The sequence below is a fragment of the uncultured Finegoldia sp. genome (assembly GCF_947252345.1).
Taxonomy (GTDB): domain Bacteria; phylum Bacillota; class Clostridia; order Tissierellales; family Peptoniphilaceae; genus Finegoldia.
On sequence record NZ_CAMXVC010000026.1, the window covers coordinates 1 to 25,748 of the forward strand.

The window sequence follows — 25,748 nt, forward strand, 5'->3', positions numbered from 1 at the left end:
ATCTGGAAAAAATTGTGAAAACTCAATCGCAGAAATCCGGCCAAAATTTGACCGCGTAAGCGAAGCGTGCTTCAAATTTTAGGATTTCGAGATTAGAGTTTTCCAGTTTTTGGAAGCCAGACGATGCGTGTTAAACCTTTTATTCTGGTATGAAACAACGTAAATCTAGCAACAAAACCCTGCCCCTGTCTACCTAGCCACGAACTCTCTAACCCCATCTAACAACTTACCCCTCACTCAAAACCTACCTACACACGAACTCTCTAATACCTCACCTTACAAACTCATACCTCAGCACCCCCGCCTTCCCCGGTTCAAGCTCCTCAACAACCTTCCCCTGGTAAAACACATAAGCGCCACCCTTCGCCCTGTCATCCTCGTCCACAAACGAATTGACAAACAACACCGGCATCGGCACAAGCTGCGATTGGTTCCTGTAGTCCTCGAACTCATTCTTATACCAATCAAGCACCGAAAAATCGACAAACACTGGCCACAACAAAACATCAGAGTCAATCATCGAAATATAAGTATACAACTTCTCATCCCAGAAGTCCCCGCAAATCAACGTCGAAAAACTCACGCCGTCCATCTTGAACAAATACAACTTGCTGCCTTCCCTGTAATCGCTACACGCAGAAGGCTCCTTCCAGCCTGGACTCATCCTCCTGTAATTGTTGATAATCTCGCCACGTTTCGTCACAGTCATCTGCGAAGAATAAAAAGCGCCATGGTCATTCTCAATATACCCGAACGAAATCGCAATCCCATTCTCCCTCGCAATCCTACGAACCTCAGCAATCTCGTTCGAATTTTGCGTCACCGGAACACCGACATCATCCTTGTAAACGAAACTCAAACACTCAAACCCTTGCAGAAAGCTCTCCCCAAACACGCACATATCAGCTCCATTTGCAGCCTCATCTCTCGCGTATCTCTCAATCTGCTTCAAATTAAATTCCTTATCATTCAAACGTTGCTCAACAGCGCACAAACTAATCCTCATCACTCAAAAAACTCCTTCGCATAACACAACTCACCACGAGTCTTGAAACCATCCTCGCATATCGCCATAAAATAATCATCCTCTATATAAAAAGGACACAAAATCCCAAAGTCCCTCGCCCTCGTGAAACCAAACCTCGCAAACACACCAGGCTCTCCCATCACGCAGACGAACTTCACACCACGACTCACAAGAACATCGACAGCACTTCCCACAAGTAAATCCACGTTGTCATCGTTCGAATGCTCCTCGTCAACGAAGAAAATCGACAACAACAGCCCGTCGAACTTCCTCACACGACACCTCGTGAACACCACAATCCCACAAATCGCATCGTCGTCTTCCAACACAAACGTACAATCCTCACAGAAACTCTCCGAAGCGACAACATCCTCGAACAATTTCGCATCGCTCTTCTCCGAAAAACTGTACTCCATCTTAGAATCCACGAGCAACTCACAACATCTATCATAATCATCATCATTGTATAATCTAACTCTCATAAAAACCTCATCTTCATAATTTATATTCATAATTTATTACCTAAATTATATCGTAATTCACGCCAATTTGCCATTTCACGAAAAAAAACTGCGAGTAACCCCGCAGTTTGTAATTCAAATTATTCTCGTCGTTCAAATCAACATCGTCGTTCAAATCAACTCGTTGTTCAAATCAACATCGTCGTTCAAATCAACTCGTCGTCCAAACTATTTTCGATATTTTTTCAAATCTCGCACAAATCCTCTCACGCACACAGCCAGCACAGCCCACGAAATCAACGACAAAGCCACCACCAAATAGTCGATTGCCTTTGAATTAAAATCCGCCTGTCTGCCCGTGACAGCAGAAGATTCTCTGCTGTCTTTCCTGTGCGAAGTAGAATTTCCCGCCGATTTCTCCTCAACTCTCACGCAGTTAATCAAAATCCTGCTCGTAAACGGAGGATACATAGGGTCACACGACAGTATAGTCAGCATATCCTTGCCAACAACCGGCTTCAACTTCTCCCACTGCGAAGGATTGATGTACTCCCTGCCGATGACCTTGTACGTCAAAGTCCTCTTGTGCTCGTGAACATACACGACATCGTTCGAGTACAATTGCCCCACCTTCAACAGCATAATATCTCCGTACCAGCCCCTGTGGCCACAGATGACACTCCTAGTCGACACACCTCCGACAGGAATCGACGTGTAATCCAATTGCGCCACGCCCTTAGCCAAATGCTCGTAGCTCGCTCCCAAGTAGATGGGCTTTTTGAAATTAATCTTCGGAATCTCCAAATACCCGAAAATCTCATCCGCACCAATCAACTTGTTGTCTTCCAGTTGGATATCCTCCGAATTGAAAGGGTCGACAATCCCCGTCTTTTTAAAATCCACCTTGGAATTGTAGTCGGCGATTTTACCCGCAAGCTCCTTTGACATCTCCTTCTGATTTTTCAGAAAACTGTCCATCAAATACCCCTGCGACACAATCTTCACCGACAAATTGCTAAGACACACAGTCAACAGTACAATCCCCACAAACATAATAAAATAACCGATTTTTCTAGTTGAGCTCATCTTTTTTCTTCCTTCTTCTCTGTCTGATATAATACCACAACAAAATAGCGATAATAATCGACGAAATAATCAAATAAATCTTGTACTTACCAGTCACCTGACTCACCAAATCCTTCTCCAAAGCAGCAGGGTCGTACTTCGTCCTCTCCCCACGAACCAACAACCTGTGCGAATTAATCATATACGGCGTACACGTCAACAACGTACAGTAATCCTTGCCCTCAACGACCAAAACCTTATCGAAATCGCTCGGCTCGACAACGTAAATGTCGATTACCTTGTACGCCAACACCTCCTTGATGTTGTGAACGTAGAACACGTCGCCCTTTTTCATCTTGTTCAAATCCGTAAACAGCTTCGCCGTAGGAAGCCCCCTGTGCGCAGTCAACACACAGTGCGTACTTCTGCCACCGACAGGAAGACTCGTCCCCTCCAAGTGACCCACGCCCTTTTGCAACACCTCATCGCTAGTCCCGGCGTAAATCGGCAAATCCTGATTAATCTTCGGAATCTCGACGTGGCCCATCTTCTCTCTGACTTCCAACATCCTTGCGTACTCGCTAATCGCATTTCGCTTTTCCTTCTCGGAATAAGGGTCGACAAGCTTACTCGGATCCAAAGTCTTATTGTAAATCTGAGCGAGCCTAATCCTCCTGTCAATCTCCTTCTTGTCCATCATCTTCGCCCTCGTGTCGAACTCACGCACCTCGTTGTTCGCCTCGATTCGGTAGTACAACCTCGAAATCACAGGATACATCGCAATGGCAAACCCGAGCACAAAAATCAAAATGTATTTCCAATTTTCCTTCAACTTCGACCTAATCATGCTCATCCTCTTTGCTCAAATCAGTCTTGCCCGACTCACTCTTGTTCAATTCAACCTTGTTCAATTCAACCTTGCTCAATTCAACCTTGCTCAATTCCTTCAAACGCTTCCTCGCCTTTCGTTGACGATAAATCAAATACAACAAAATCGCAATGATAACCAACGACACATAGAACAAATACCTGTAAATGTAACTTGCCTTGTTGTCGGCAATCAACGTCTCATCCACAGCAGGAACGTACGGAACACGGTGACCTCTCACCAACAACCTGTGCGAATTAATCATAATCGGAGTACACGTCAACAGCGTACAATAATCGTGCCCCGGCTTAATCAACAAATCGCTGAAATTCGACGGCTCGACAATCTTAATCTGATCGACCTGATAAGCGAGAATCTCGAAAATATTGTGCACATAAAACTTGTCGCCAATCTGCAACATCTTCAAGTCCGTAAACAGCTTCGCCGTAGGAAGACCGCTGTGCGCAGTCAACACAGCATGGGTGCTGTTGCCACCGATTGGAAGCGACGTTCCCTCCAAGTGACCCACGCCAATCTGAAGAACGTCCTCGCTAGTCCCCGCATAAATCGGCAAATCCTGATTAATCTTCGGAATCTCGACGTGGCCAATCTTCTCCTTCACTTCCAGCATCTTAGCGTACGCCTTGCGACCCTCCTCCTGATTTTTCTTATCGTAGGGGTCTTTCGTCACGACATTGTTCAAAGAATCGTTGTAGCCCTTCGCCAACGCCTTTCTCTTGGCAAGCTCCGCCTTCGACAAACCCTTAGCAGCCTTGTCGAACTCCTTGACCTGATTTGCCGAATCCACCCTGTAATAAATTCTCGAAATCACAGGATACATCATCACGCAGAACCCCAACAAAAATATCAAAATAAACACAAAATTGTGCTTGATTTTCTTCCACATAACAATCTTACCTTTCCCATAAAACTACCACCAAAATTATACTACAAAAAAGTAAATCGAAAAATTCGATTTACTTAGTATAATCAACTCTTAACTTGTCATCGTAAGCAACAATTCTCCTGCCGATAATGAACAAAACAAGCCCCGCAACCATCAGCATAAAATACCCGATGTCGCCGGTTTTTGGAATCTTTCTTCGGATGATTTTGTCGCCCGGAATCTTCCTCCTCGTGATAGTAGAATCCTTCTTGTTCTTGATAAAAATAACCGAAATACTGTTGTCATCAGCCTGTTTTTTTATCTCGAACTCCACCGGCTCACTCAACAAAACGTAGCCCACCGGCGCCTTAATCTCAATCAAAAAATACTTCCCGAAATCCATATTCTCGACAGCGAACTTCCCATTACTGCCACTCGTCACGATGTAATCCCTGCCATCCTTCTTCACAGGACAGAACTTTCCGTCCTTGTCCTTCGTCATCACCTTGAACACAGCGCCACCCAAAGGCCTGTTGCTCTCGTCAGTCTTCATAAAATCGTGGCGACCCTTCTCGGTAGTAGTCCTGCTGTTGACAACTCTAAGCTCCACCGACTTATCAGTAACAGTGAACTTCGTGTCCACATTCTTAATCAAATAACCCGTTGGCGCCTCTACCTCTCTGAAAATATAGTCGCCCTTTTTGATATCGTTGACGATAATCTCGCCAAACTCATTGGAAATGTAGAGCCCATCATCGCCACTCACAGCCCCATCGTCGGACTTGTGGCTGTCCTTGTTCTTAATCTCGACATACTCATTTCCACGTCTAACCAACAACTTAAACTTAGCGCCCATCAAAGTATTGCCGTTCTCATCTACCTTGATTAAACGAACATTAGTAGACGACTCCTTCGCATTGATAGTAACATTGTTATTGTCAGTCACATCATCTGGAACATTCACGATAACAGAAGCAATCTCCTTATCACGCTTGATGCCCGAAATATCCTTCACAAAGTACGCACCACTGTCGAGCTTGTCAAACACAACAGCATTCTTCGCAAACTCCTTCACCACAGCGTTCTTGTACTTCTCATTCAACTGCTCGACCTTCAACTTGTCGAGCTTTTCAATCTCGGATTGTTTTTCATTGTCAGAAATCTTCTCATCGGAAATCTTCCACAGGCTCATCTTCCCCGTGACCTCCCCGAATTTCTCGTCCACCTTCACAGTGATGGAATAATCCCCCACAGCGAACGACACATTCGAGAGCATCAACACGGCGAAAATCATCACCGCTACTATTTTTCGTATAATCTTCATAAAAAATACCTTTCATTTGCTAGTATAATTAAATGTTATAATCTTCTAAAAGTGCAAATGTTCAATTTGCACTTTTAGAAGAAGGAAAATCACTTTTCCTTCATCCCATCAGAAACTATCTAGCTTCTGCTGCTTGTCTCTTCTTAATAGCTATAATAGCCGAACCCATAATTGCAAGACCAACTACAGTGAAGATAATAGTACCAATACCACCTGTTTGTGGGATAGTAACTTTCTTGTTGTCTACTCTGAATGCGTCTAATACTTGTGGAGCTTCTTTCTTGTAGTTAATAGCATGGTCAGTTTTTTCTGTTGTATAAGAACCTTCTTTTACTTCAAACTCAACTGGAGTTTCAAGCTTTGCATATCCTACTGGGGCAGTAATTTCGACTAATTCGTATTTACCGGCATATAAACCAGTAATTTCGAAACGACCTTGTCCATCAGAAACCAACTTGTAAGCATCTGCTGGTGGAATGCTTTTATCTGTTTTACCTACAGGTGCAGTTCCTTCTACCCAAGTGTATTCAGTTCTTGATTTGATTACAGCATCGTTATATGCTTTTTGAAGTTTATCAATATTTGTGTCATAAGTTGCTTTTTGTGCAGTTTGTTGTTGTGCATTAAGAGCATTGTACTTAGCTATTTCATCGTCTAATGCTTTCTTAGCTTTCTTAACATCTTCTACTTCAGCAATTTTTGTAGCGCCTGATTTAACGACTAAGAATTTATCCTTGTCCGGATTCTTTGCGTCAGTTGATTTGTTTCTGATAACAAATTCAGCGCCGAACAATCTGTCTTCGTTCTTCATTTGGTCACATTTTACGAATTTCTTTCCGTGGAATATAACCTTTGGTTCTTTTGGTTTTTTAACGTCTGGATTGTCTTCGTTTATGATGTTCACTTCACCTTTTGGTGGTTGAGCATCTCCTACTGCTTCTGGTAGTTTGTAAGTTGGTAGGTATCCGTTGACAGCTTCTCTTACCTTGTAGCTTCCTTCTGGAAGTCCTGCGAAAGTACCTGAACCGAAGTTAGTTCCTACTGTAAATGTGATTCCGTTTGCTGCTGGAAGAACTGTTCCTGCAGCAGTGCCAGATTTTACAGTTACAGAAGCAACTGTCTTACCGTTTTCATCTTCAACATAGTAAGTCAAATCTGTTGCAGTTGGGTTTTTTACATCAGCGTTGTCTTTCTTCCAAGATTTGTCGATTTTTATCTTACCTTCTTTAGAACTTATGTCAGGAACTCCTTTTGGTTCTTTTGGTATATATGTGATGCTGTTTGATTGTGGCTTATCTACTGCTGCATTGTTGTTAACCTTAGCAGAGTATTTGAAGTGGAAAGTAACAGGACCACGTTTTAAATATTCTACTAAAGTAGTTTTAACTTGGTCTTTTTTAACTTTAACATCGTAGCCATTGTCTCTTTCAGTTACAAATTTTGCATTTTCTTTTGGGTCTTTTGTCATGTCGATAAATGGTTGGTTTTCTTTAACAGTTTTACCATCAGCATCTGTGTAGTCGATTGTAACTACCAAGTTCTTGTTGTAAGTCAAACCTTCTGACATTGTATCTGTCCAAGTAAATTGGTTGAATGTGTAGTTTCTTGGAATAACTGTGCCTGATTGGAAAGGTCTGTCTTTTCCCAATTGTTCAGATATTGTTTCCTTATCTCTTTGGTAATTTGTGTAATCCAATCCCAATTTTGAACTTGGAACTTCTTTTCCATCTTTGTCTAACCATTTGCCAGTTTTTTCATCGTAGTTGGCGTGGTCTTTGTCGATTTGAACGTTGTCAGTTTGGATGTTCTTAGGATAGATGTAAATTTTCTTTAGGTATTGACTACCAGCTTTTACATTTCCTACGGCTTTTCCGTTCATCAAAGGTAATGTTAAACCAAATGGTACTGCGACTGTGCCAGTAACCTTTGCAGGTGTAACACTTTCAACTGCCCAATAGTAACCGTCTGGAAGGCTAACAGTTGCCAAACCAGCTTTTGTTGTTGCTTTTGTTTGACCATTTTCAAGTCCATCACCAGTAGCTATGTCAATAACTCCTGCTGGAATTTTTACTTGTCCCGCTTCAGAATAACCATTAGTTTTGATTTGGTTCATTGTTTCAGCTTTTTCGAAGTTCTTTGGAGCAGCTGTCAAAATATTGAAATACTTTTCCATAAGCTTGTCAGCTTCTACTTGTGTCCCAGCTTCAGTTCCATCAGTCTTTTGTGTACCTTTTACTACTGGTACAGTGATTTTGTAGAAAGTAAACTTAGCACCTTCTAATGGTTTAACATCTGTTCCTAATATTGTAGTGTCTTCTATTTTACCACCAGTGTGTTTCCATGGTGCTCCAGTTTTGTAGCTTTGTTGAGTTGTCAACTTGTAGATGTCAATTTCTGTCTTATCAGGTTTAGTTTCTGAAAGTTGACCTGCTTCTAATTTACCAGTTGGCGCTTCTACTGGCTCGTCTGCATTGTTTGCCAATGCCATCAATGGGGTGAATACTCCCACCATCATCGCTAATACTAAGATTAACGATAAAAATCTTTTTTTCATAATATAACTCCTTTTTCTTTTATTAATATTTGCTTGGTTGCAAATTATTACCTTTTTGTCTCGTGGCGTTTGTCGGGTTCCCTGATTATATTTTACCAAATATCGCCGTTTTTCGCCTGGTTTTATTTTGAGCGATTAATTGTTCGTCGATGTTTCACGATTTGAAATTTCGAGATTAATCGCTGGCACTAGGCTTCGGGTGTTTCGCCCGTGCCTTTGATTAAAGTCCCTACGGAGGGTACCTCATCTTTAGATTGACACTAATCATGATAACGCACGCTCCCTTTTTCTTTTCTTGCGGTACTTGTAGTACGAAGTTGCCATCAAAATCGCTCCACATACAAGGAATCCAATGATTCCGAGTGCACCCGTCGATGGGAAGGTCGACTTGTGGTTTTCCACTTCGATTGGTCTCAACTTGGCCTTGTCTACATAAGCGGGATTTGCGTTCGCCCCAAAGTTGTCCTTGTTGTAGATGTAGCTCAAATGACCGAGTATCTTCAAGCCGTCTTTTAGGTCGTAGTGCAAATTAGCATCTGCCGTTCCCGTTGGCTTGCCTGTGATTTCAAGTACGATTGCCTTGTCCGTCGTGTACATTGTGCTTAGTTGTCCGTCGACTGTTTCTTGTGAGCTAGTGAAATCTCCTGCTTTTAGCATCTGGCTGATTTGGAAATACGAGATTGTCTTTCCTTGACCGGAGCCTGCCGAGATTTCATGGTAGTCAGATTTCTTTAGGTCTTCTATTTTCTTGCCCTTGTCTAGGACTGCGTACTTGATATATTTTGAACCATACTGTTTGTTCAAAAATTCCCAGTTTATTTCTTCCGTTCCGAACATCGTCGATGCTCGGTTGAACTTCCAACTAGTGTGGTCTGGGTTTATTACTACCCTTTGTCTGAAATTACCGCTGGAATCCACTTCCAAGATTTCAGATTCTAACATTCCCCTGTTACTTACTCTGTAACTTGCCTTGTATGGGTCTTTTTCGAGTACTTGCACCTTGCCATCTTCAATCTTGAATTCTCTGATGAATCCCGGCGTCTTCGTGTAGCCTATCGGTGCTTGTACTTCTTTGAGTGCATAGAATCCGTTTTTAGTTACGTGGACTTTGAACGAGCCGTCAAGCTCACCATTTTTGTCCTTGCCATATACTATGAGGTTCTTGTACTCATTCGTGTCTATCGGTGCATAAGTTCCTTTTTCTTGTTCCTTGTACCAAAGTTCGAACACTGCTCCCTTCAGCTTCTTGCCATCGAGTGCGTCAATCTTTACAAAGTCGATGTCCTTGTAGTTGATGACCTCGATTGGGTCAGGGCCAATCGGAGTGAACACGTCTTGTTCATTATTGTCCTTGCCCGTTTTGAGTTTGATGATTCCAGTTTGTGTCACCATAAACTCTTCGATGTGCCTGTCGATTTTCGTGTAGCCATCCGGTGCTTTCGTCTCTACCAGAGCATAAATCCCTTCCGGTAGTGTTTCGAACTTGAACAATCCATCTTCTCCAGACGTAGCCGTCATGAGTTTTCCATTTGCATCTTTCGCATCTTCCCAGCCTTCTGCGTTTTGAGTCGTCTTTTTCAAAAGTTTGAACTCGGCTCCCTTGAGGACGTCCTTGTTTTGGTCAATCTTTTTGAAGACTATCTCGTTTTTAGGGTTGATGGCGTTGATTGTCAAGTCAGCCTTGGCTGTGGCATCGCTCTTGTTGGAGTAGACTGCGTCATACCTTTTGACACCAAGTCGTATTCCTCCACCACCTTTGTAGTTGATTAGGTTCGCCCTCGGAGTGAATGATGTCTTGTCCTGTCCGTCGGCTATTCTACCCGTGACTTTGACTACATAAGAGTCAGTTTTGTTCATTCTTCTGAACTTCATCCAACCGTTGTTGTAGTCCGTTACGGTTCTTCCGTAGAATTTCGTGTTCCACAATGTTTCCTTCGATAGGTCAAGTCCGTACGATGCCGGCATTTTTTCGTTAAGGAATGTGTTCGTGTAGTTGTAATCATTGTATCCCGAATTGTCATACCAGTAAGCGGAAATCCTCAAATCATCTACTCCCTTTCCAGGGTAGTAATTGAAGTAAGTCGGTATCGGGTTGTCATAATAATCAAAACCTGCGTTGTTTCTGCTAGGGTTGATGTAGAAGATTTGAGTAAATTCTCCCGTGTCTGGGTCAAATTCCGTTATCTTCGATGACATACTTACCTGGTCACCATTGTAGTTCTTGCCGGAGTTTGTCACTCCTCTGTCGTAGACTACGTTGATTGGTTTTGTAGTGTCTTCTCCGCCCTTGATGCTTGGCCCAACTTTTAGATTGTTCTCTGATTTCTTTATCTTGTCTGCATCTATGTGTGCGATGTAGTTGGCGTTCAATTCCATCAACTTGTACGTTCTAGCATAGTCTGTGAAGGTGTAGGTTATCTCGCCTGTGGCTTGATTGTAGTCCGCCTTGGCAATTGTACCTACTCCGTCTGCGAAGATGTCCAACCCTTCTACCTTTTTCTTTTTGAATATTCCCTTCAAGTCCATATTGTCTGTGAGCTTGACTGTGAAAAAGTCTCCCGGACTTATTGTCGTCTTAGGTTTTATATTAAATGTCGTAGCGAAGTTCAGCATTTGCGCTTTGTTTGGATAGATTGTTCCGTTGCCCATAGTCGTGTCATTCTTGTCCGGACGTTTTATCGTCATATCGGTCGTCAACGTGATGTTCTCACTTTGGTCGACGCCTGTCCTTTCGATTGCCCCCGCATAAGGGTCGAGGTCTTTACCACCGACTGTGAAGTACCACCTTTGTCCGGTCAACTTGTGTCCCGGTGCCGGTGTCAATTCTTCCAATTCGTAGTTGCCGATTGGCAATTGGTCGAAGACTAATTGTCCCGTTTGTGGGTCGATTTTCGGACTGTTTCTTTCTCCGACAGTTCCCGTGTATGTGAACTTGTTTTTAGAATTTGGGTCTTTCGGGTCTTCTTTGACACCTAATCGAGTGAGCTTGAACTTGGCTCCGTTTATCAATTGGGATTGCTCGTCTTTTTTAACGAGAGTTACCTTACCTTTTCCAGGCTTTTCGTTGATAATCTTACCCATATTCTTGGCTGTCGCACTCGTTACGAAGTCGACTAATTTTCCACCTTTTTCTGGTACGTATTGGATGATACCATTGGCGTTGTTGTATTCCAGTGTGATGGAGCCTCTACCCGGTGTGATTTCACCCTGAGCATTTGTCGTAGGCTTTTCGTACGATATTGTCATGTGAAGTATCGGGTCGTAAATCGGTCTGTATCCCGGTGGTGCTTGTACTTCCATCAGTCTGTAACGTCCTGGCTTCAAGCCTCTGAATCCGAAGTATCCGTTGAAGGCTGAAGATACATAGCTTCCCGGCATATCCACAAAACTGCCTTGTACTTCTTGTTGTAGCTTGAAGATTGCCCCTTCAAGTCTGTTCGTCGCTACATTGTCCGAGTTGTTTGACCACGCATCTCCTTCTCCGTCACGTCCGTGTTTTGAGAAGGTGATGTTGTAGGATTCTTTTTCGTTTATGAGGTCGAGTCCCGTCTTTGGAATTTCGACCGGCACATCCGTCTTCTTCGTCGTCGTGTAGAGTTGGGATATATCCGGTGCCGTGCTGATTTTTCCTGCTACATCTAATTCATTTAGCTCTGGCCAAATCCTACCACCTGACTTGCTTAGCCAGTTTTGGTATTTGTTGTATTGGTCCATCTGACCCGACCAACCAGGTAATTGTGTCTTGGCGTATTGGCCTGCACCTGCTTGGTAGGATGCCTTTTTGAATGCCTTCCATTCGAGTTTTCCAGTTTTATCGTTGTATACCGCTTGTTGGAACTCTCTGGCGCCCGTGTAGAGCTTGAAGTCCATTTGAAGTTTGCCCAAATCGTCTTGCGAGATGTCATCCCTCTTGTGTGCAGGTTTTATATTTCCATTTTTATCTTTTTCATTTTTTGCGATTCCCGTGATGAGCGCCTCGTCGTAGTAGCCCTCCACGTCGATGAAGTACAATTCGCCCGGCTCTAAGTTGAGTTGGTCTTCGTCAAATCCCCAGTCGAATGGTCTCCACCTTGCAGTGTTCACCATGGACACTTTCTTTTGCGAAAGGTCGTAGTACTGTAGGACGTTGTCGATATTTATATCACCAGGTGGGTTCGCTATCTTGTAAGTCGTTCTGTAAGCCGTCTTCAAACCTTCGACGTTCGTGTTTGGAGGTCTGATTCCGTGAACTTCGTCAGGAGGGAAGTCCGTTTCACCCCTCTTGTGTTTCGGAGTTATCTGAACGTTTAACTTCTTTCCCGAGTAGTTTCTCAAATCTATTACAGTTCTTTGGACGAATGTCTTGGCAACTGGGTCGATGTGAGTGATACGAGATGCTGTCTTGATTGTACTGCCCGAGTTCATCGTGTCGTTGAACTTCGCTAGAGTGTCGTCTCGCAAAAATTCGTTCGCCGTCTTTTTCGGACCGTAGTAGGTTGCGTGCATCCTGCCTTGGTCGTCCTTGACTTCTATCTTCCAATCGGACGTCGCCTTCTTGTAGCCTAGTGGAGGTTTGGTTTCCTTCAAGATGTAGTAGCCTTTACCAAGCTTGGCTGCATTGCCCTTTCCATCTCTGAAGATTATCTTACCTTCGTTAGTTGAAATACCCGTCAACGTCACATTTCCTATTGGGTTTTCGTAAGTCTCGTCGACTTTCGTCAACGTAAATTCCCCGCCTTGTAGTGGCGTACCCAACGAGTCTTTCTTGTAGACATTCAATTCCAAGCCGGCTGGCCTGTTCGTGATTTTCAATTCCTTCATCTTGTTGCCCGATGGGTCGTATATCAAGTATCCCAACTGATTGTCGTCTGGAAGAACTTGACTGCTACCCGGTTCGTCTGGCAATTGCTCATCTTCGCCAACGAATGTCGCACTGATTTTTACATTGCCCGCTGGCATTATGAACGAATTGTTTTTCACTGTTACTGCTTGTCCATCCTGTTCTAATACATTGATTGACGCTAACTTGTAGCCGTCATCTGGTCGTGCTTCAAGTCGTATCAAATCTCCTGCATTCGCACTTGTCGGCCTTGCAATTATACGACCGTGTTCGCTTTGTCCAATTTGTACTTGATAATTGCCGACTTGTTGCTTAGCGAAGCTTGCAGATACCGACACATCTCTGTCCGGCATTATAAAGTATAACCCTTGGCTGTCGTTTAAAACTGGAACTCCTCCGCCAGGATTTCCGTCACTTACCCAGCAACCAATTAGCCTGTACTCATCTTTCAAATTAGCAATGCTTATCCTTACTGTATCTCCAGTTTTTGCTAGTATCTGTTTTACTTTTTTTCCGTTTAGATATACATCTCCACCGACTATTCCTCCATCTACGTAGACTGCGTGTTGTCCTTGTGGTGGTGGGAAGTTCGTGTATTTAACGTAGATTGTCGCATCGTCGTTCGGCATCGTGAACGAGCCTTGTCCCGTGTTTGTGTCGAATTGCGTAGGAATTGTTATACCATTTCTAGTTTTTACATAGGTTTTTGTGACTTTGTATCCATACTGAGCTTTGGCTGTAAAGTTAACCGTTGAGCCACTCTTGGCTTTCCCTTCGTTGTTTCGCCCAGTTATAGTCACGCTGTAGTGAGGGTCGCCATCGTAACCGACAAAGTAGTATGCTTCTGGCTTGACTTCTTTTTTCAAGAATGTCGCAACCACATCTACCTTGTATGCCGGCATCGTGAAGGTGTACTTGCCGTCTTGTAGCGGAATCGGCTTTCCGCTGGCAGTCACTTGTCTCAGCTCGTATCCGTCGTGGACTTGAACCGTGATTGTGATTGTATCGCCCTTCTTAGCCCTCGTCTTGTCAACACTTACCCAACCTCCGTCAGTTTGGTAAGTCTCGATATCAAAATACTCTTCCTTTACCTTGAACGTCGCCTTGACTTCGACGTCAAAGTCGTTCATTCCAAATGTTTCGCTTTTTCCGTTAACGGTGTATTCGTTGCCATTTATCTCCAACTTGTCTAACTCGTAGCCATCATCTGGGTGGAACGTTAGCTTAAATGGTTCGCCACGATTGGCAACTTGTTTATCGCATTCAACCTTACCATGTTCAGTTGGAATTATTGTAATTTTGTGTTGTCCCGGCTTTTTGAAAGTGGCAACTACATTAGCTTCTTTATCTCCCATTTGGAAGGTAAAGGTGTTCGAGTTTTTAAATTTGTCTGTGATGTTAGAGCCGTTGAGTGTTACTTTCTCAATAACATAACCTTCTTGTGGAGTGACCGTGATTGTGACTTCCTTGCCTTTTTCTTGTGAAGTAGGATTTGCAGTCACACTACCACCCACATTGCCCGTAACACTTGTTTTGATGTCGTATTTCTTTGGCTGTGGTTGATTTTTAGGTCCAAATGTAGCTTTTATTCCGACATTTGATTTCGGCATTATGAATTTGTTGTTTGTTATAGGGATGTCATCGCCTGTGATTTCATCATTATAATAAAGAGTCTTCAATTCATAACCAGGATCCGGCTCGATAGTAAGCGTGACTTCTTCTCCATCCTTTGCCTTAGTCTTGTTCGGAGTAACTTTTCCGTGGCTAATATTTCCAAAGACTGTTACATCGTAGGGCTTCGCCTCTTGTCCCGTTGACTCGAATACTGCACTCACTCTTACATTTTGAGGTGGCATATTGAAAGTAAATTCATTGTTTCTCGCCTGTACTTGGTTGCCATCCATATATAATTTAGCTAATTTATATCCTGGATTTGGATGTGCAGTAAGTGTTATAGATTCTCCTGCCCCTATCTCACTTATCTTTGTCGCAGTGACATCGCCGTTAACCATCTTTTCAAACGTAATGCTATAGCCTTGCGTATTTCTTCGAGTAACCATTCCATTAGTGTCAAGATTTACAGGGTTGCTATTATCATCCGGCTTGTAAGTCATTGTACTGTGGATTGGTAGGTCTGTGTTGTTTTGTGCGTCTTGGTCTAGTCCAATTCTGTACTTAAATTCCAAGCTATCTCCGATTCCAAGTGAGATATTGTTAAAGTTCAACGAATTAGACATTGGGTTTGGATTGCTTTGTACTATCTGATTGTTTTTTATAATCTTGTACAATTGTAACCTTACTTTGTCATTCAAACCGATGTCCACAGTGGCATTCTTTAGCAATGATTCTTCTACACCTTGTGATTCGAAGTTTTTCTTGTCGTTTAAAATACTATCTAGTAGGTCTTTTTGCACATAAGGTCCAAAGTTTCTTGCTTTTTGCCAGTTTGGCTTGTTTTTAATTAAATACAAATTAGTAAAGTCGAAGCTCCACTTATCAGAGTTATCACTAGAATAAGTTCTGAATTTATTTCCTGTTGTATTTGGTTCCAACCTAGTGTTTTCTTGGTCGACATGAGTGTAAACCCTAGTGTAGCCTTTTTGGTAGAATGCCCACATAGACTCGAATTGATAGAATTGGTTACTAGTTGTGGAATTTCTCTTGGCGTTATTTGCATTGAAACTTGCAAAGTTAATGACGTATTTATTGTCATAGGAGTCACTTGTAAGTTTATCAATGTTTGCGTCAACTACAGGTTTTAAATTAAAAGCACCATCAATTGTTCCGCCATTTCTCCTGTCAATTCCCACTCTGGATAGATAATCTCTTACATTCACATTTTCTTCTATAAGATTGTATTGATTTTCAAATTTAGCTGGCACCAATGTACCCATTTTGTATGAGTATTGTGTAGGATTATCTAAGTCTTTGATATTTGTCTTAGAAAGCAACACTTTATTAGCTTTAGGAACATTTCCAGAATATTCTATTATTGATAGATATACTTCTGCTCCTTCAGTATTAGCCTTTGCTCTTAAATCTGTTAAGAACTTGTTGATGTTATTATCAAGATTGTTCTTATTAGAGAAATCTTGCGACCTGTCAATCAATAGTACCCAGTGCGATTTGTTCTTTCCAGGCTTCTTTCTGGTCTTAGGAGTTATCTTGACGCTTACATCCCTTGTACCATCTGTGGTGTTTATGTTGCCTGCACTTACTGTGATGTTGGCATTTTCTGCATCTACATTGTAAGTCAAATCCCCTGCTGCTCTGGATGTTCCCGCCATTCGGTTGGCTGATTTCATCATCATTCGTGGTGCGAGGTACATCGAGTTCACTTGTGCGAGTGGTCTGTGTCTGTTTAGTTCGAGTGTGTTGTTCAATCTCGCTGCGTTTTCCTGCAATGCTACGTTGTTTTTCGTAGGTGCTGGTTTTTTGAGCTCACGGATTACATTGTTATTTTCCGTGGCGTTTTTTCGAAGAGCTTGTGATGGTTCTTGTTGTGTGAACGAGGATTGCATTAGAATTTGAGGTTGCAAATACAACGAGTTTATTTGTTCGAGTGGTCGGTGTTCGTTTGCTTCGAATGCCCTCGCGATTGTCGTTCCTGCGTTCTTGATTGGCTCTTCCTTGCCGATTATCATTCCGGTGTTTTTGCCAACTTTTTGGTCGGAAAGTGGTTCGAGCGAGAATTTGCTGATGTCTGCGTAAGATTCTGCTGCCCAGTATGTGTTGTTGAAGTTAACAAAGTCCATTCCAGTTCCGATTGCGCCGGATTGTGGTAGGTCTGTCTCGATTGTGACAGCGAGTGTCTTATTACCCACTACGGATGTGTCGACTTTCAATCTGTTGTGTCCGTTGACAAATAGTTGCTCTGCCGTGAATGGCACTGAGTCTCCCACTCTTACCAAGTTGTTCGGTGTTGAGTTCGAGTGTACTACGTTGATGCTCACTACCTTTGTGTTGACATTTGTGATGTCTCTGGTTTCCGGTTGTGAGTGTATCTGCAATTTCGGATTGTTCAAGTTTTCTGTCGCACTGTTCAATATATAAACCTGTCTCATTCTGTGAGTTGTTTGGTTTATTTCCACGATGTTTGTGTTTAGTTTTTTACGAGGATTGTCCTTGAAATCTGGGTTATGTGAGTCAGACTTGTTCTCCTTCGTGCCTTCGTTTACTTTTACTTTTTGCCACTTGTGCTCTGGGTTGTTGTCCGTCACGGTATTTGACCCGTTGTTGTCTTTGATGTAGACTTTTCCGTCTTCTAATATCGTCACTGTCCAGTCCGTGTTAGCCAAGTCGTAGCCTTGGGCTGCTCCGTGTTCTACGAGTTTGTATTTTCCCGGTAGTAGGTCAGAGAAGTGGACTTTTCCGTCAGCTCCGGATTTTTCCCACTTGGTTTTTTGTGCTGGCTTGTCAGTTTTTTCCAAGTAGAATGTCGCTCCTGATACTGCGTCGGTCGTTTTTTCTCTTATCTTTTTAAATTCGAACTCGTGTTTGTTTCTGTTGTTGGTAACATCGAGTGAGCCTTCCGAGATGTAGGAGCCTATTATGTTGCCACCTTGTGATTGGTCGTTACCAGTGTTTACGAGGTCTCCTTCCGGAATTTCACTTACTTTGTCGTAGTAGTCCGGCTTCCAGTAAACTTTTTGTTCTGGCGTGCCGTAGTTTTCGAAATAGTCGATACCAGTACCTATGGAACCTTCTAGGTTTTTGTACGGTATTTTGACGTCAATTATGATTGGATTGTCAGTTTCCGGTATGTCTATTTCAACTCTTTTTGGTACTTCTCCCTGCTTTTCGACTTGTTTCTTAGTCACGTTGAGTTCGTCGACGTTGTAGTTGTCCAGTCTGATATCTCCGACGTATTCTTTTACCGGCTTGTCCAGTCTGAAGACTTTTATGTCTTCAGTTCCAGCGTACCAGCTCATATTGTTTTCTTTGAGTGGCTCTCTGTAGATTTGCGCCTTGGATTTTCCGATGTGTTTTCCTTCTGGGTTTAGGACGTATCTTTGGATTACATAGTTTTTAGTTTTGTTGATTCCAATGATTCTCGTTCCGACTTTGTATGGAGTTACCGAGTTGTCCAAGTAGCCCCTCCATCTTGGGTCAGTTAGTCCCTTGAAGTTTGCGACCGGTCTGTCTGCTACGTTTACCCATTTAGTGTCATCTTCATTGAGGAGCGATTTGTTTTTCTTGCCCGGTTGTCCCGTTGGCCCTTCGATATACGAGTAGACTTTTACTCCCTTGGAATCTACAACTAGTACCCACTTGTCGTCGAGCTTTTTGTAGCCTGTCGGAGTTGCAGATTCTTCCAAGATATAGGTTCCATTTTCGAGTTTTCTGTCGAATGTGACTACACCTTGGTTGTTGGAAGTACCAGTAGTGTAAACTTGGTCTTCGCCTTTTTTCTTGATTATAAAGCTTGCACCTGGTAGTGGCTTGTTGTCTTCGCCCTTTTTGTAAACTCTGAACGTTTGTCCCGCTGGTTTGTTGTTGACCGGTAAGGTTATATCTTGTCCTACAAGAGTTGTGTCGTCGGCGTTCAATCCGATTTCTGTTATCGTGACTGTTCCATCCATTGCGACGCTGACTTGCCATGTTTTTTTAGCGTTTATATAGTTTTCCGGTGCCTTCGTTTCCGTTAGGGTGTAGACTCCCGGTTTTAGGTCTGTGAATGGCACTTCGCCATTTGTATCTGATGACCTGTAAATTGTGATGCCCTCAGAATCTTTTAGTGCAAATTCTGCGCCCTTCAATTTATTGTTCGAATCCGATTCGTCCTTCTTGAAGATTTTGAAATGTCCCGGATTGTACCTTTGGTTTGCCATCATTACTTTTTGGCTGTAGAACTTAGGGATTTCCCTCTTGTTTTGTTCCGCTGCCGCTTCGTTGGTGTTAACCTTGGATGCGAACGCCGAGTTTATTCCTCCACCGTTGCCCATGTAGAAGGCTCTGAATCTGCTTCTGAAATTGTTGAGGTCTGTTACCTTGAAGGTCTGTTCGATTACGTAACCTTCTTTTTGTCCGGATATTGCCGGCATTTGCAATTGCAACGGGTTAGACGACATCAGATAATCTCTGCTCGAGTATCTTATCAAGTTCGGGTTGTACGACAATCTGATACCATTTTGGTAGTCGTTCTTCGAATCTCCTGGTTCGATGCGAGACGAATATACCAAACTGTACGTGTTCGGGTCGTTTTCCGGCTTAACACCCATTGACAATGGCATATACATGGATGATGTCAACTTGTATACCGAGCTTCCCGGGTCGTATCCATAAGACGGCAATACCCTATAAATCTTGACTTCGTCTAGTCCAAATGCTGGTGGTATACCTGCACCCGGCCAGTAGAGCATATTCGTGTCGGGTTGCCAGTTTGTCGACATCCAGTTGAATGATAGTATTCTATTACCACTCGTTAGTGCTGTTGGGTTGTAGTATGCGATTGCCTTCACGTACCAGTTGTTTCCCTTTTTGTAGACGTCTCGGAAGTAGTAGGCTTGTGCCGGCGTTGAGAAGTTCGTGTCGTAGACGCTGTAGTCCGCTTGTACGTCAAAGCTTAGGTGCTTATTGCCTTTTACTTTGTCAGGCTGTAGGTTTGGTCCTACATCTACTGTGAAAGTGTACTTTCCATTTGTCTTTGCGAAGAACTTGGATGGAATTATACCGAGGATTGTCAAGTCGAATTTGACTTCCGCTCCGCTGGAATCTTTTGTGAATACATAAGTCAATAGGTTCGTTTCGTAGTCGAAGTACGGCTGACCTATGACTTTTCCTTCTTTATTTTTGATTTTTGGAAATTCATTTACATATTGTGTGAAGTCCAAGTTAGGGTCGAATTGTATTTCAAATCTCCTGCCAGGCAGAGTGCTTTTCAAGTCAACTATCGCATGGTATGTGTAGGATTCGTAGCGATATGCTTCCCACACTCCCGCCTTGGAACCAAGTCCTCCTGCTTGTCCTTCTTTTAGTGACATCGACTGACTTACTATGTTAATCTCATCTGTGTTTGTCGTGTCTGTATCTTCTTCATTTTTAATCCAGTAGTCTTGTCCTTTAGTTGGCGAGCCTTGTCCGTTTTTGTTGCGGGCAGTGTAGGTTACTTGTCCAGCCTTGTCGACTTTTACATCGAAGATGACTTGCGATTCGATGTAGTTGTCGGGGCTTGATTGTTCTTCTATTGTGTAAGTGCCTTCTGGATATTCTCCGAATGTCGCCTTACCATCCGTGCCCGAAATTTTCGTAGCGATTGGGTCGCCATTTACATCTCTGAGGACGAATGTCGCTCCGGCAAGTGGTTTTTGCTTGGAATCTACTTTTATAACTTCTATCGGTTTTTTAGTGAATGGCTCGTTCGGAACTGTGATGACTGTCTGCTTGTTAGTTGATGTCGTCAAGTCGATTTTGTTGTTAGTCAAACTTGCTTGATTTTTTTCTTCTGATACCCAGTTGTAGCTTAGGCTTGGTGTGCCCGTCGCCTTTCCTGTGATTTTTACTAAGAATCCCCAGTCCTTCACTCCGCCAAATCTTTTGGCAGGAAATCTCACTGCGTATCCATTGCCACTTGTAGGCCATCCTCTTATTGGGTTGTTGTTAGCTACATTTAACACTTGATTCAATCCATTTGAAGTTGCAGCTTGCAAGTTCATCTGGCTTCGGATGTTGTTTCTGTCGACTGGGTCTACGTCGAATACCTCAACTTTTAAATTCGAAATTCCAGTTTGGTTGATTTCAACTCTCGTGTCCCTGTCTGTCGTACCACCAGTCTTATTGCCCAACGCTTTTAGGAAGATGTAGGATTCGATGTTTCCATTCGCATCTTTCTTCCCGTAGTGCATTGCGTTCATATAGCTTGGCCAATCTCTGTGTTCGACTGTCGTCGTCGGTGTCACGCCACCTTCGATGGTGCAGAGGCCACTTGTTTTGTTGATTCTACCTTCGAGGTCGACTGTGAAGTTGATGTCTTTTCCAAGTTTGTATCCCGGAGGGGCTTTTGTTTCGATTAACGAGTATGAGCCCGCTGGAATGTTGGAAAATTGTGCCTCGCCCGTTAGTGGGTCTGTCTCAACTTCCGGTCCACGGAATAGTCTGAATCTCGCTTTTCCGAGAGGATTTCCCTTTTCGTCTACTTTCTTCAACGTAAAGCTTGCGAGCTTCGCCTGGATGTCCTCCGTCATTCTGTTGTGAATGTAGTATTCATTGTTTAAAGTTGTGTAGTAGTTGTAGTTCTCTACGTACTTGTAAGTCTTGCCACCAATCTCTGCAGTTTTCGGCAAATCTTGCACAACTTTCGGAACTATTCTATTGGCTTTCGTTTCCGTGCCATTTTTGTCGATGTTCCAGACTTTTACGTCGTAGATTATTATCTGTCTTCTTCTAAGATTTTTGTCTGTCGTTTGGGCTACGTGGACTTTTCCTATTACATTGCCTTGTGGGTCTTTCGCCAAGATGTCTTGTTCTGGCATATTAAACCCATCTGGAATTGACCAGTTTTGGTCAAGGTAGATGTTGGTGTTCTTCGATATAGTCACTCCGCCTAAGCTGTAAATCTTAGTTGGCTGTTGAGCTGTCGGTTTGTTAAGGTTCGCACCGTACTCGTAAACTGCAATCGTACCGACTGTCGGTGTTCCTGCTGGATTAGCCGCCTTGGCTGGTATTTGAGTGCCGAGGTTAGTTGGTGCAGATGTTTTTGGTTTGATGACCATCTTGCCGTAAGTCGGGCTAGTTACAACTGTGTCCATTACGTAAACTGCCATATTGGACGATGTCACCTTCTGATTTGTGAGGTTTCTGTCAGCTAGTGGTAGACCATTTAGTGCGTTTTTGCCCTTGTCGTCACCAGTTGACACTGCATCCGTCACCGTCCACAAGGATGTGTCTTCGCTTGTGAACTGACCCATGATTGTAGTTCTGTTGTTGACACCTACTCTCGTCGGAGTGGCTTGGTCAATCTTTTCCTTGGAGTAGTTGTCGTGGGCTATGAGCCTTGTTGCCCCGAGTTTGTTGTTGGCAATTGCTGATAGGTCTAGGACGTACTCTTCTTGTGTGTTGGTTTTCGGTGTAAAGAAGGTGTAAGTGAACTTTCTCACTCCAGCTGTTGTTGCCTTGTAGTTTTTGGAATCAACTATTCCAAAGCTTCCTTTTATACTGTTGTCTGTTACTTCAGAGCTTGCTTGTCCATTTATTTTTAAATCTTGTATTTCACCAAGTCCGGAGCCTTTTACTGTCGTGAAGTTGGCAGCGAAATTTAAGCTCTTTAGGTCTTGGAATGTGGATTCTACTGTTATGTTCCAATCAAATCCTTCTAATTCTCCATTTTGGTATCTCGGTGTACCTCCACGTCCACCGATGTATACTCTGTAGTTGAAAGCATCCGGCTCCATTATCTGCGTCACGTCGTGTCTGCCCGGCTCGATGATTGAACCTGCAAAGTTGCCGTTGCTGTCGATTTTTTGTGGAACGAGGTCCTTCGGAGCTTCTACTCCGAGTCCCGACACCTTGTTAGTTACGGTGAATGTTCCATCCGGGTCAAGACTAATATTGTTAGTATTGTAGTCAACTGGAATGTCCAATGGCAATTGGATGTTTTCCGGTATTGTTCCTTGGATTTGGTATCTTATTTTATTTTCTTTCGCAATGTACTCTGGAATTGCTATTACCCTTCCTTGGTACATAATCGGTTTTAATTCTGCCGGATTTTTGACAGTCAACTTGTTGTCCAAGTGAATGTAGAAATACTGATAAGGTTGGATAGGACCGTTTGCGTTTGATGTGTCAAAACGAGTGACGATGTGGAATTTCTTACCATCGAGGTTAAGTCCGTTTGCTTCTCTCGTTTGGAATAGCATTTGTGGTGCGAAATTCTGGTCAGCATCCTTTGCTATTAGCTCTTTGATTTGGTCTTTGTTGTCGTCCATCAACTTTGCTTGGTCTTCACGAGACAATTTGTATTTCTCGTCCAATCCAGACAAAAACTCTTGAACTTCTCGTAGGCTGTATTTTCCATCCTTTAATATAGCCTTCAATTCACGGTCTGCTTTTTGAAGGTCTGTCAAGCCCAATAGCTTTTTGATTCCGTTGAAGATTCCCTTGTCCTTCTTGTCCTCTTTTGATTTTTGTTCGGGAGTCTTCTTGGCGTCTTCTTTGTTTATCGCTTCTTTTCGGTCTTGTAGAATTTTGTCAAATTCTTCTGCTTTTTGTTTTCTTTCAGGAGCTGGTGCTGGCTGAACTTTCAATTCCGGCTTAGTTTGTTGTTCAGGTTGGGCTTTGTTTTGAGGTTGAACTGCTGGGTCTTGTTGAGTTTGTTGTGGTTGTTGGTCTTGTGTGTCTTCAACCAATCCCAACTTCTTTTTCAATTCTTCCTTCGCTTTGGCCTTGGCTTCTTGTTCTGCCTTTTCCTTGGCTTGTTTTTCTGCGAGTGCCTTCGCCTCTTGTTGTGCCTTTTCTTCGGCAATCTTTTGTTGTTCTTGTAATTTCTTTTGCTCTTGTTCTTTTTTGGATTGTGCCTTGGCTATCTCTTCAGCTTGTTGCTTCGCCTTCAAGTCAGCCTCTGCCTTGTTCTTATCGTCGAGCGCTTTTTGTTCTTCTGATTTTTTCTTCGAATCGGCGTCCTTCTTGGAATCGGCGTCCTTCTTCGCTTTTTCTTCAGCTTCCTTCTTTTTTTGCTCGTCGGCTTGTTTCTTCGCCTTTTCTTCAGCTTCCTTCTTAGCCTTGGCTTCTTCCTCAGCCTTCTTCTTTTCGTCAGTTTCCTTTTTAGCTTGTGCGACTTGTTTCTTGTAGTCAAGTGACGCAGCGACATCATCGTGCAAAGTTTGTGTCACATAAGTGTCGTAGGTCTTGTCGTCGATGACTGCTCCCAAAATCTCGCCATTTTCCTTCACAGCAACCGGCTCTTTGTCGTCTTTTTTGAGTTCAATCATATTCAACTTGTCATCCGTGGCCTTCCCAACCTTGATATCGAACACGAATAGATAGTCGTGCTTTTCAGCTTCAGAAAGTTTTGTTTGAAGACCCGACTTTTCGAAGTCAAAATCCTTTAGAACGTTAAAATTGTAAACGTTGTATTCAGCTCCACGGTTTTCTTCCGGTTTTTCAACGTAGTTGTTGTTGAGCTTGAATTTGTTTTGGATTTGGATTATGGATACATCAATCGCCAACCCTTGCCCGTTGTAGAACTTGTTGATTCTGTCGAGTTCCTTCTGAGCGTCCTCAATCTTGTCGTACAACTTGTCATCGTACAAGCCAAACGTGTTTCGGGTTATAAGCTTGATGTTTTGAGTGCCCTCCTTGGCTGTCAAAGCGAACTTCACATTTGTATCGCTAGACAAATTCTTGTCGTCAATTACTGTTGCGAGGTTCAGTGAAAACTTGGAGTATTCATCCTTTGTGAGTTTCTCCAGCTTTTGTATTATGTATCTGTTTGGCGGACTATCCTCCTTTGCAAATGATGAAATCGCTGGAATCGCAAATTCCAACAACATCAGCATGACAAGTGTCATCGCTGTAATTCTGTCAAATATTCTTCTCATTTGAACCTCCTAAAATGATTGTCTATACCATAAACCCTTGATTTTGTGATATAAATTAAACTATGTTTATCCCCTAGTATTTTAATTGTTTATTTTCTATGCCACTTCGTTTTTTATTTTTGAGTAGTGATTTTTTTAAATTTTCCCTTATTTTTGTATTTTTTGCAATCAAAAATTAGAAAATCAATAAAACCTAAAAAAATCGGCAGTCCGACTTATTTATGAATACGGGATCTGCCTTGGTGTAAGTGGTACAAAAAATGTATTTTTTATATTCATTTTCTTTAAAATGTTTATTTTTTTTTTTTTCATTACTATATTTTATAACATTTTACCACTTGCTTGGCGAAAAGTCAACACTTTTTACAATATTTAACAATGATATCCTTTATTGGTAACAATATAGTTAGCCAAGTTTTTTAACGTTTTATTGAACAATTTTGTGAAATTTTGCGTATGTTATTAGCGAAACTTTTCTTATATTATATATACCCCACATTTTCAAATACAATGCAAATTTCTACAAAAATTATCTACAACCATCCAATTCAATTGGTTTTTTCGTTCGGTGTAGTGACTTGCTCGTATGACCTTTCAGCAGGGATTTTGTTTTTTGTGATTTATAAGGAAATCTTTGATTTGAAAATTTGATTCGGACATTTTATCTCTGCGATGCGATTTATTCTTCTGGATGATGAGCTTATTTTCTGATGAATGAATTTTTCGAGAAGGTGGTTTGTTTTGTGAATTTAACCAAAAGATTTAATTGTTGTATTGAACTACACGATTTTTAAAAGATTTTGTCAGAATATCAGTAAGAGATTTGAGTGAGATATTTCATAAAGGGATTTTGCTGGAATTTCAGTAAGAGATTTGAATGCAAATCGAAATTTAGCACAAAAAAATGGATTATAGTCTTCGTAAATCGAAAACCATAATCCATTTTGCTTGGCGAACGATAGAGGATTCGAACCCCCGGCCTTCTGGTCCGTAGCCAGACGCTCTATCCAGCTGAGCTAATCGTTCAAGAAAAATATACAACAAAACAGATGTATGCACATCTGTTGTTGTTTGGAGCGGAAGACGAGACTCGAACTCGCGACCCTCGCCTTGGCAAGGCGATGCTCTACCACTGAGCCACTTCCGCATAATTTCATTGGTGGAGGAGGGTGGATTTGAACCACCGAAACATAACGTAACGGATTTACAG

8 protein-coding genes and 2 tRNA genes are annotated in these 25,748 nt (G+C 42.5%); all 10 read right to left on the bottom strand.

The features are described 5' to 3' along the window. Nucleotides 1-271: 271 nt before the first annotated feature. The 10 genes from Q0X02_RS06155 to Q0X02_RS06200 all read right to left on the bottom strand — a co-directional run bounded on the left by Q0X02_RS06155 (nucleotide 272) and on the right by Q0X02_RS06200 (nucleotide 25,685). Entirely contained in the window at nucleotides 272-1,006 is a 735-nt protein-coding gene (locus tag Q0X02_RS06155) for a carbon-nitrogen hydrolase family protein (RefSeq protein ID WP_297813102.1), read from the bottom strand. Beyond that, entirely contained in the window at nucleotides 1,006-1,539 is a 534-nt protein-coding gene (locus tag Q0X02_RS06160) for a GNAT family N-acetyltransferase (RefSeq protein ID WP_297813107.1), read from the bottom strand. Before Q0X02_RS06160 ends, Q0X02_RS06155 begins: the two co-directional genes overlap by 1 nt. 177 nt (nucleotides 1,540-1,716) lie before the next feature. Further along, on the bottom strand, nucleotides 1,717-2,574 hold the full coding sequence (locus Q0X02_RS06165; protein ID WP_297813110.1) for a class C sortase: 858 nt from the start codon (nucleotides 2,572-2,574) through the stop codon (nucleotides 1,717-1,719). Continuing rightward, complete coding sequence (locus Q0X02_RS06170) at nucleotides 2,561-3,400, bottom strand: class C sortase (RefSeq protein WP_297813113.1); 840 nt, start codon at nucleotides 3,398-3,400, stop codon at nucleotides 2,561-2,563. Before Q0X02_RS06170 ends, Q0X02_RS06165 begins: the two co-directional genes overlap by 14 nt. Continuing rightward, on the bottom strand, nucleotides 3,393-4,328 hold the full coding sequence (locus tag Q0X02_RS06175; RefSeq protein ID WP_297813116.1) for a class C sortase: 936 nt from the start codon (nucleotides 4,326-4,328) through the stop codon (nucleotides 3,393-3,395). The genes Q0X02_RS06170 and Q0X02_RS06175 overlap by 8 nt, the downstream gene beginning before the upstream one ends. A 70-nt stretch (nucleotides 4,329-4,398) precedes the next feature. After that, entirely contained in the window at nucleotides 4,399-5,631 is a 1,233-nt protein-coding gene (locus Q0X02_RS06180; protein ID WP_297813119.1) for a collagen binding domain-containing protein, read from the bottom strand. Between the two features lie 115 nt (nucleotides 5,632-5,746). Then, nucleotides 5,747-8,185: a pilin N-terminal domain-containing protein gene (locus tag Q0X02_RS06185; RefSeq protein WP_297813122.1), complete on the bottom strand. Its 2,439-nt coding sequence runs from the start codon at nucleotides 8,183-8,185 to the stop codon at nucleotides 5,747-5,749. A gap of 264 nt (nucleotides 8,186-8,449) precedes the next feature. Next, complete coding sequence (locus Q0X02_RS06190) at nucleotides 8,450-24,538, bottom strand: SpaA isopeptide-forming pilin-related protein (RefSeq protein WP_297813125.1); 16,089 nt, start codon at nucleotides 24,536-24,538, stop codon at nucleotides 8,450-8,452. A gap of 949 nt (nucleotides 24,539-25,487) precedes the next feature. After that, a tRNA-Arg gene (locus Q0X02_RS06195) sits at nucleotides 25,488-25,564 on the bottom strand. Between the two features lie 46 nt (nucleotides 25,565-25,610). Further along, nucleotides 25,611-25,685: transfer RNA gene (locus Q0X02_RS06200), tRNA-Gly, on the bottom strand. Nucleotides 25,686-25,748 lie beyond the last annotated feature (63 nt).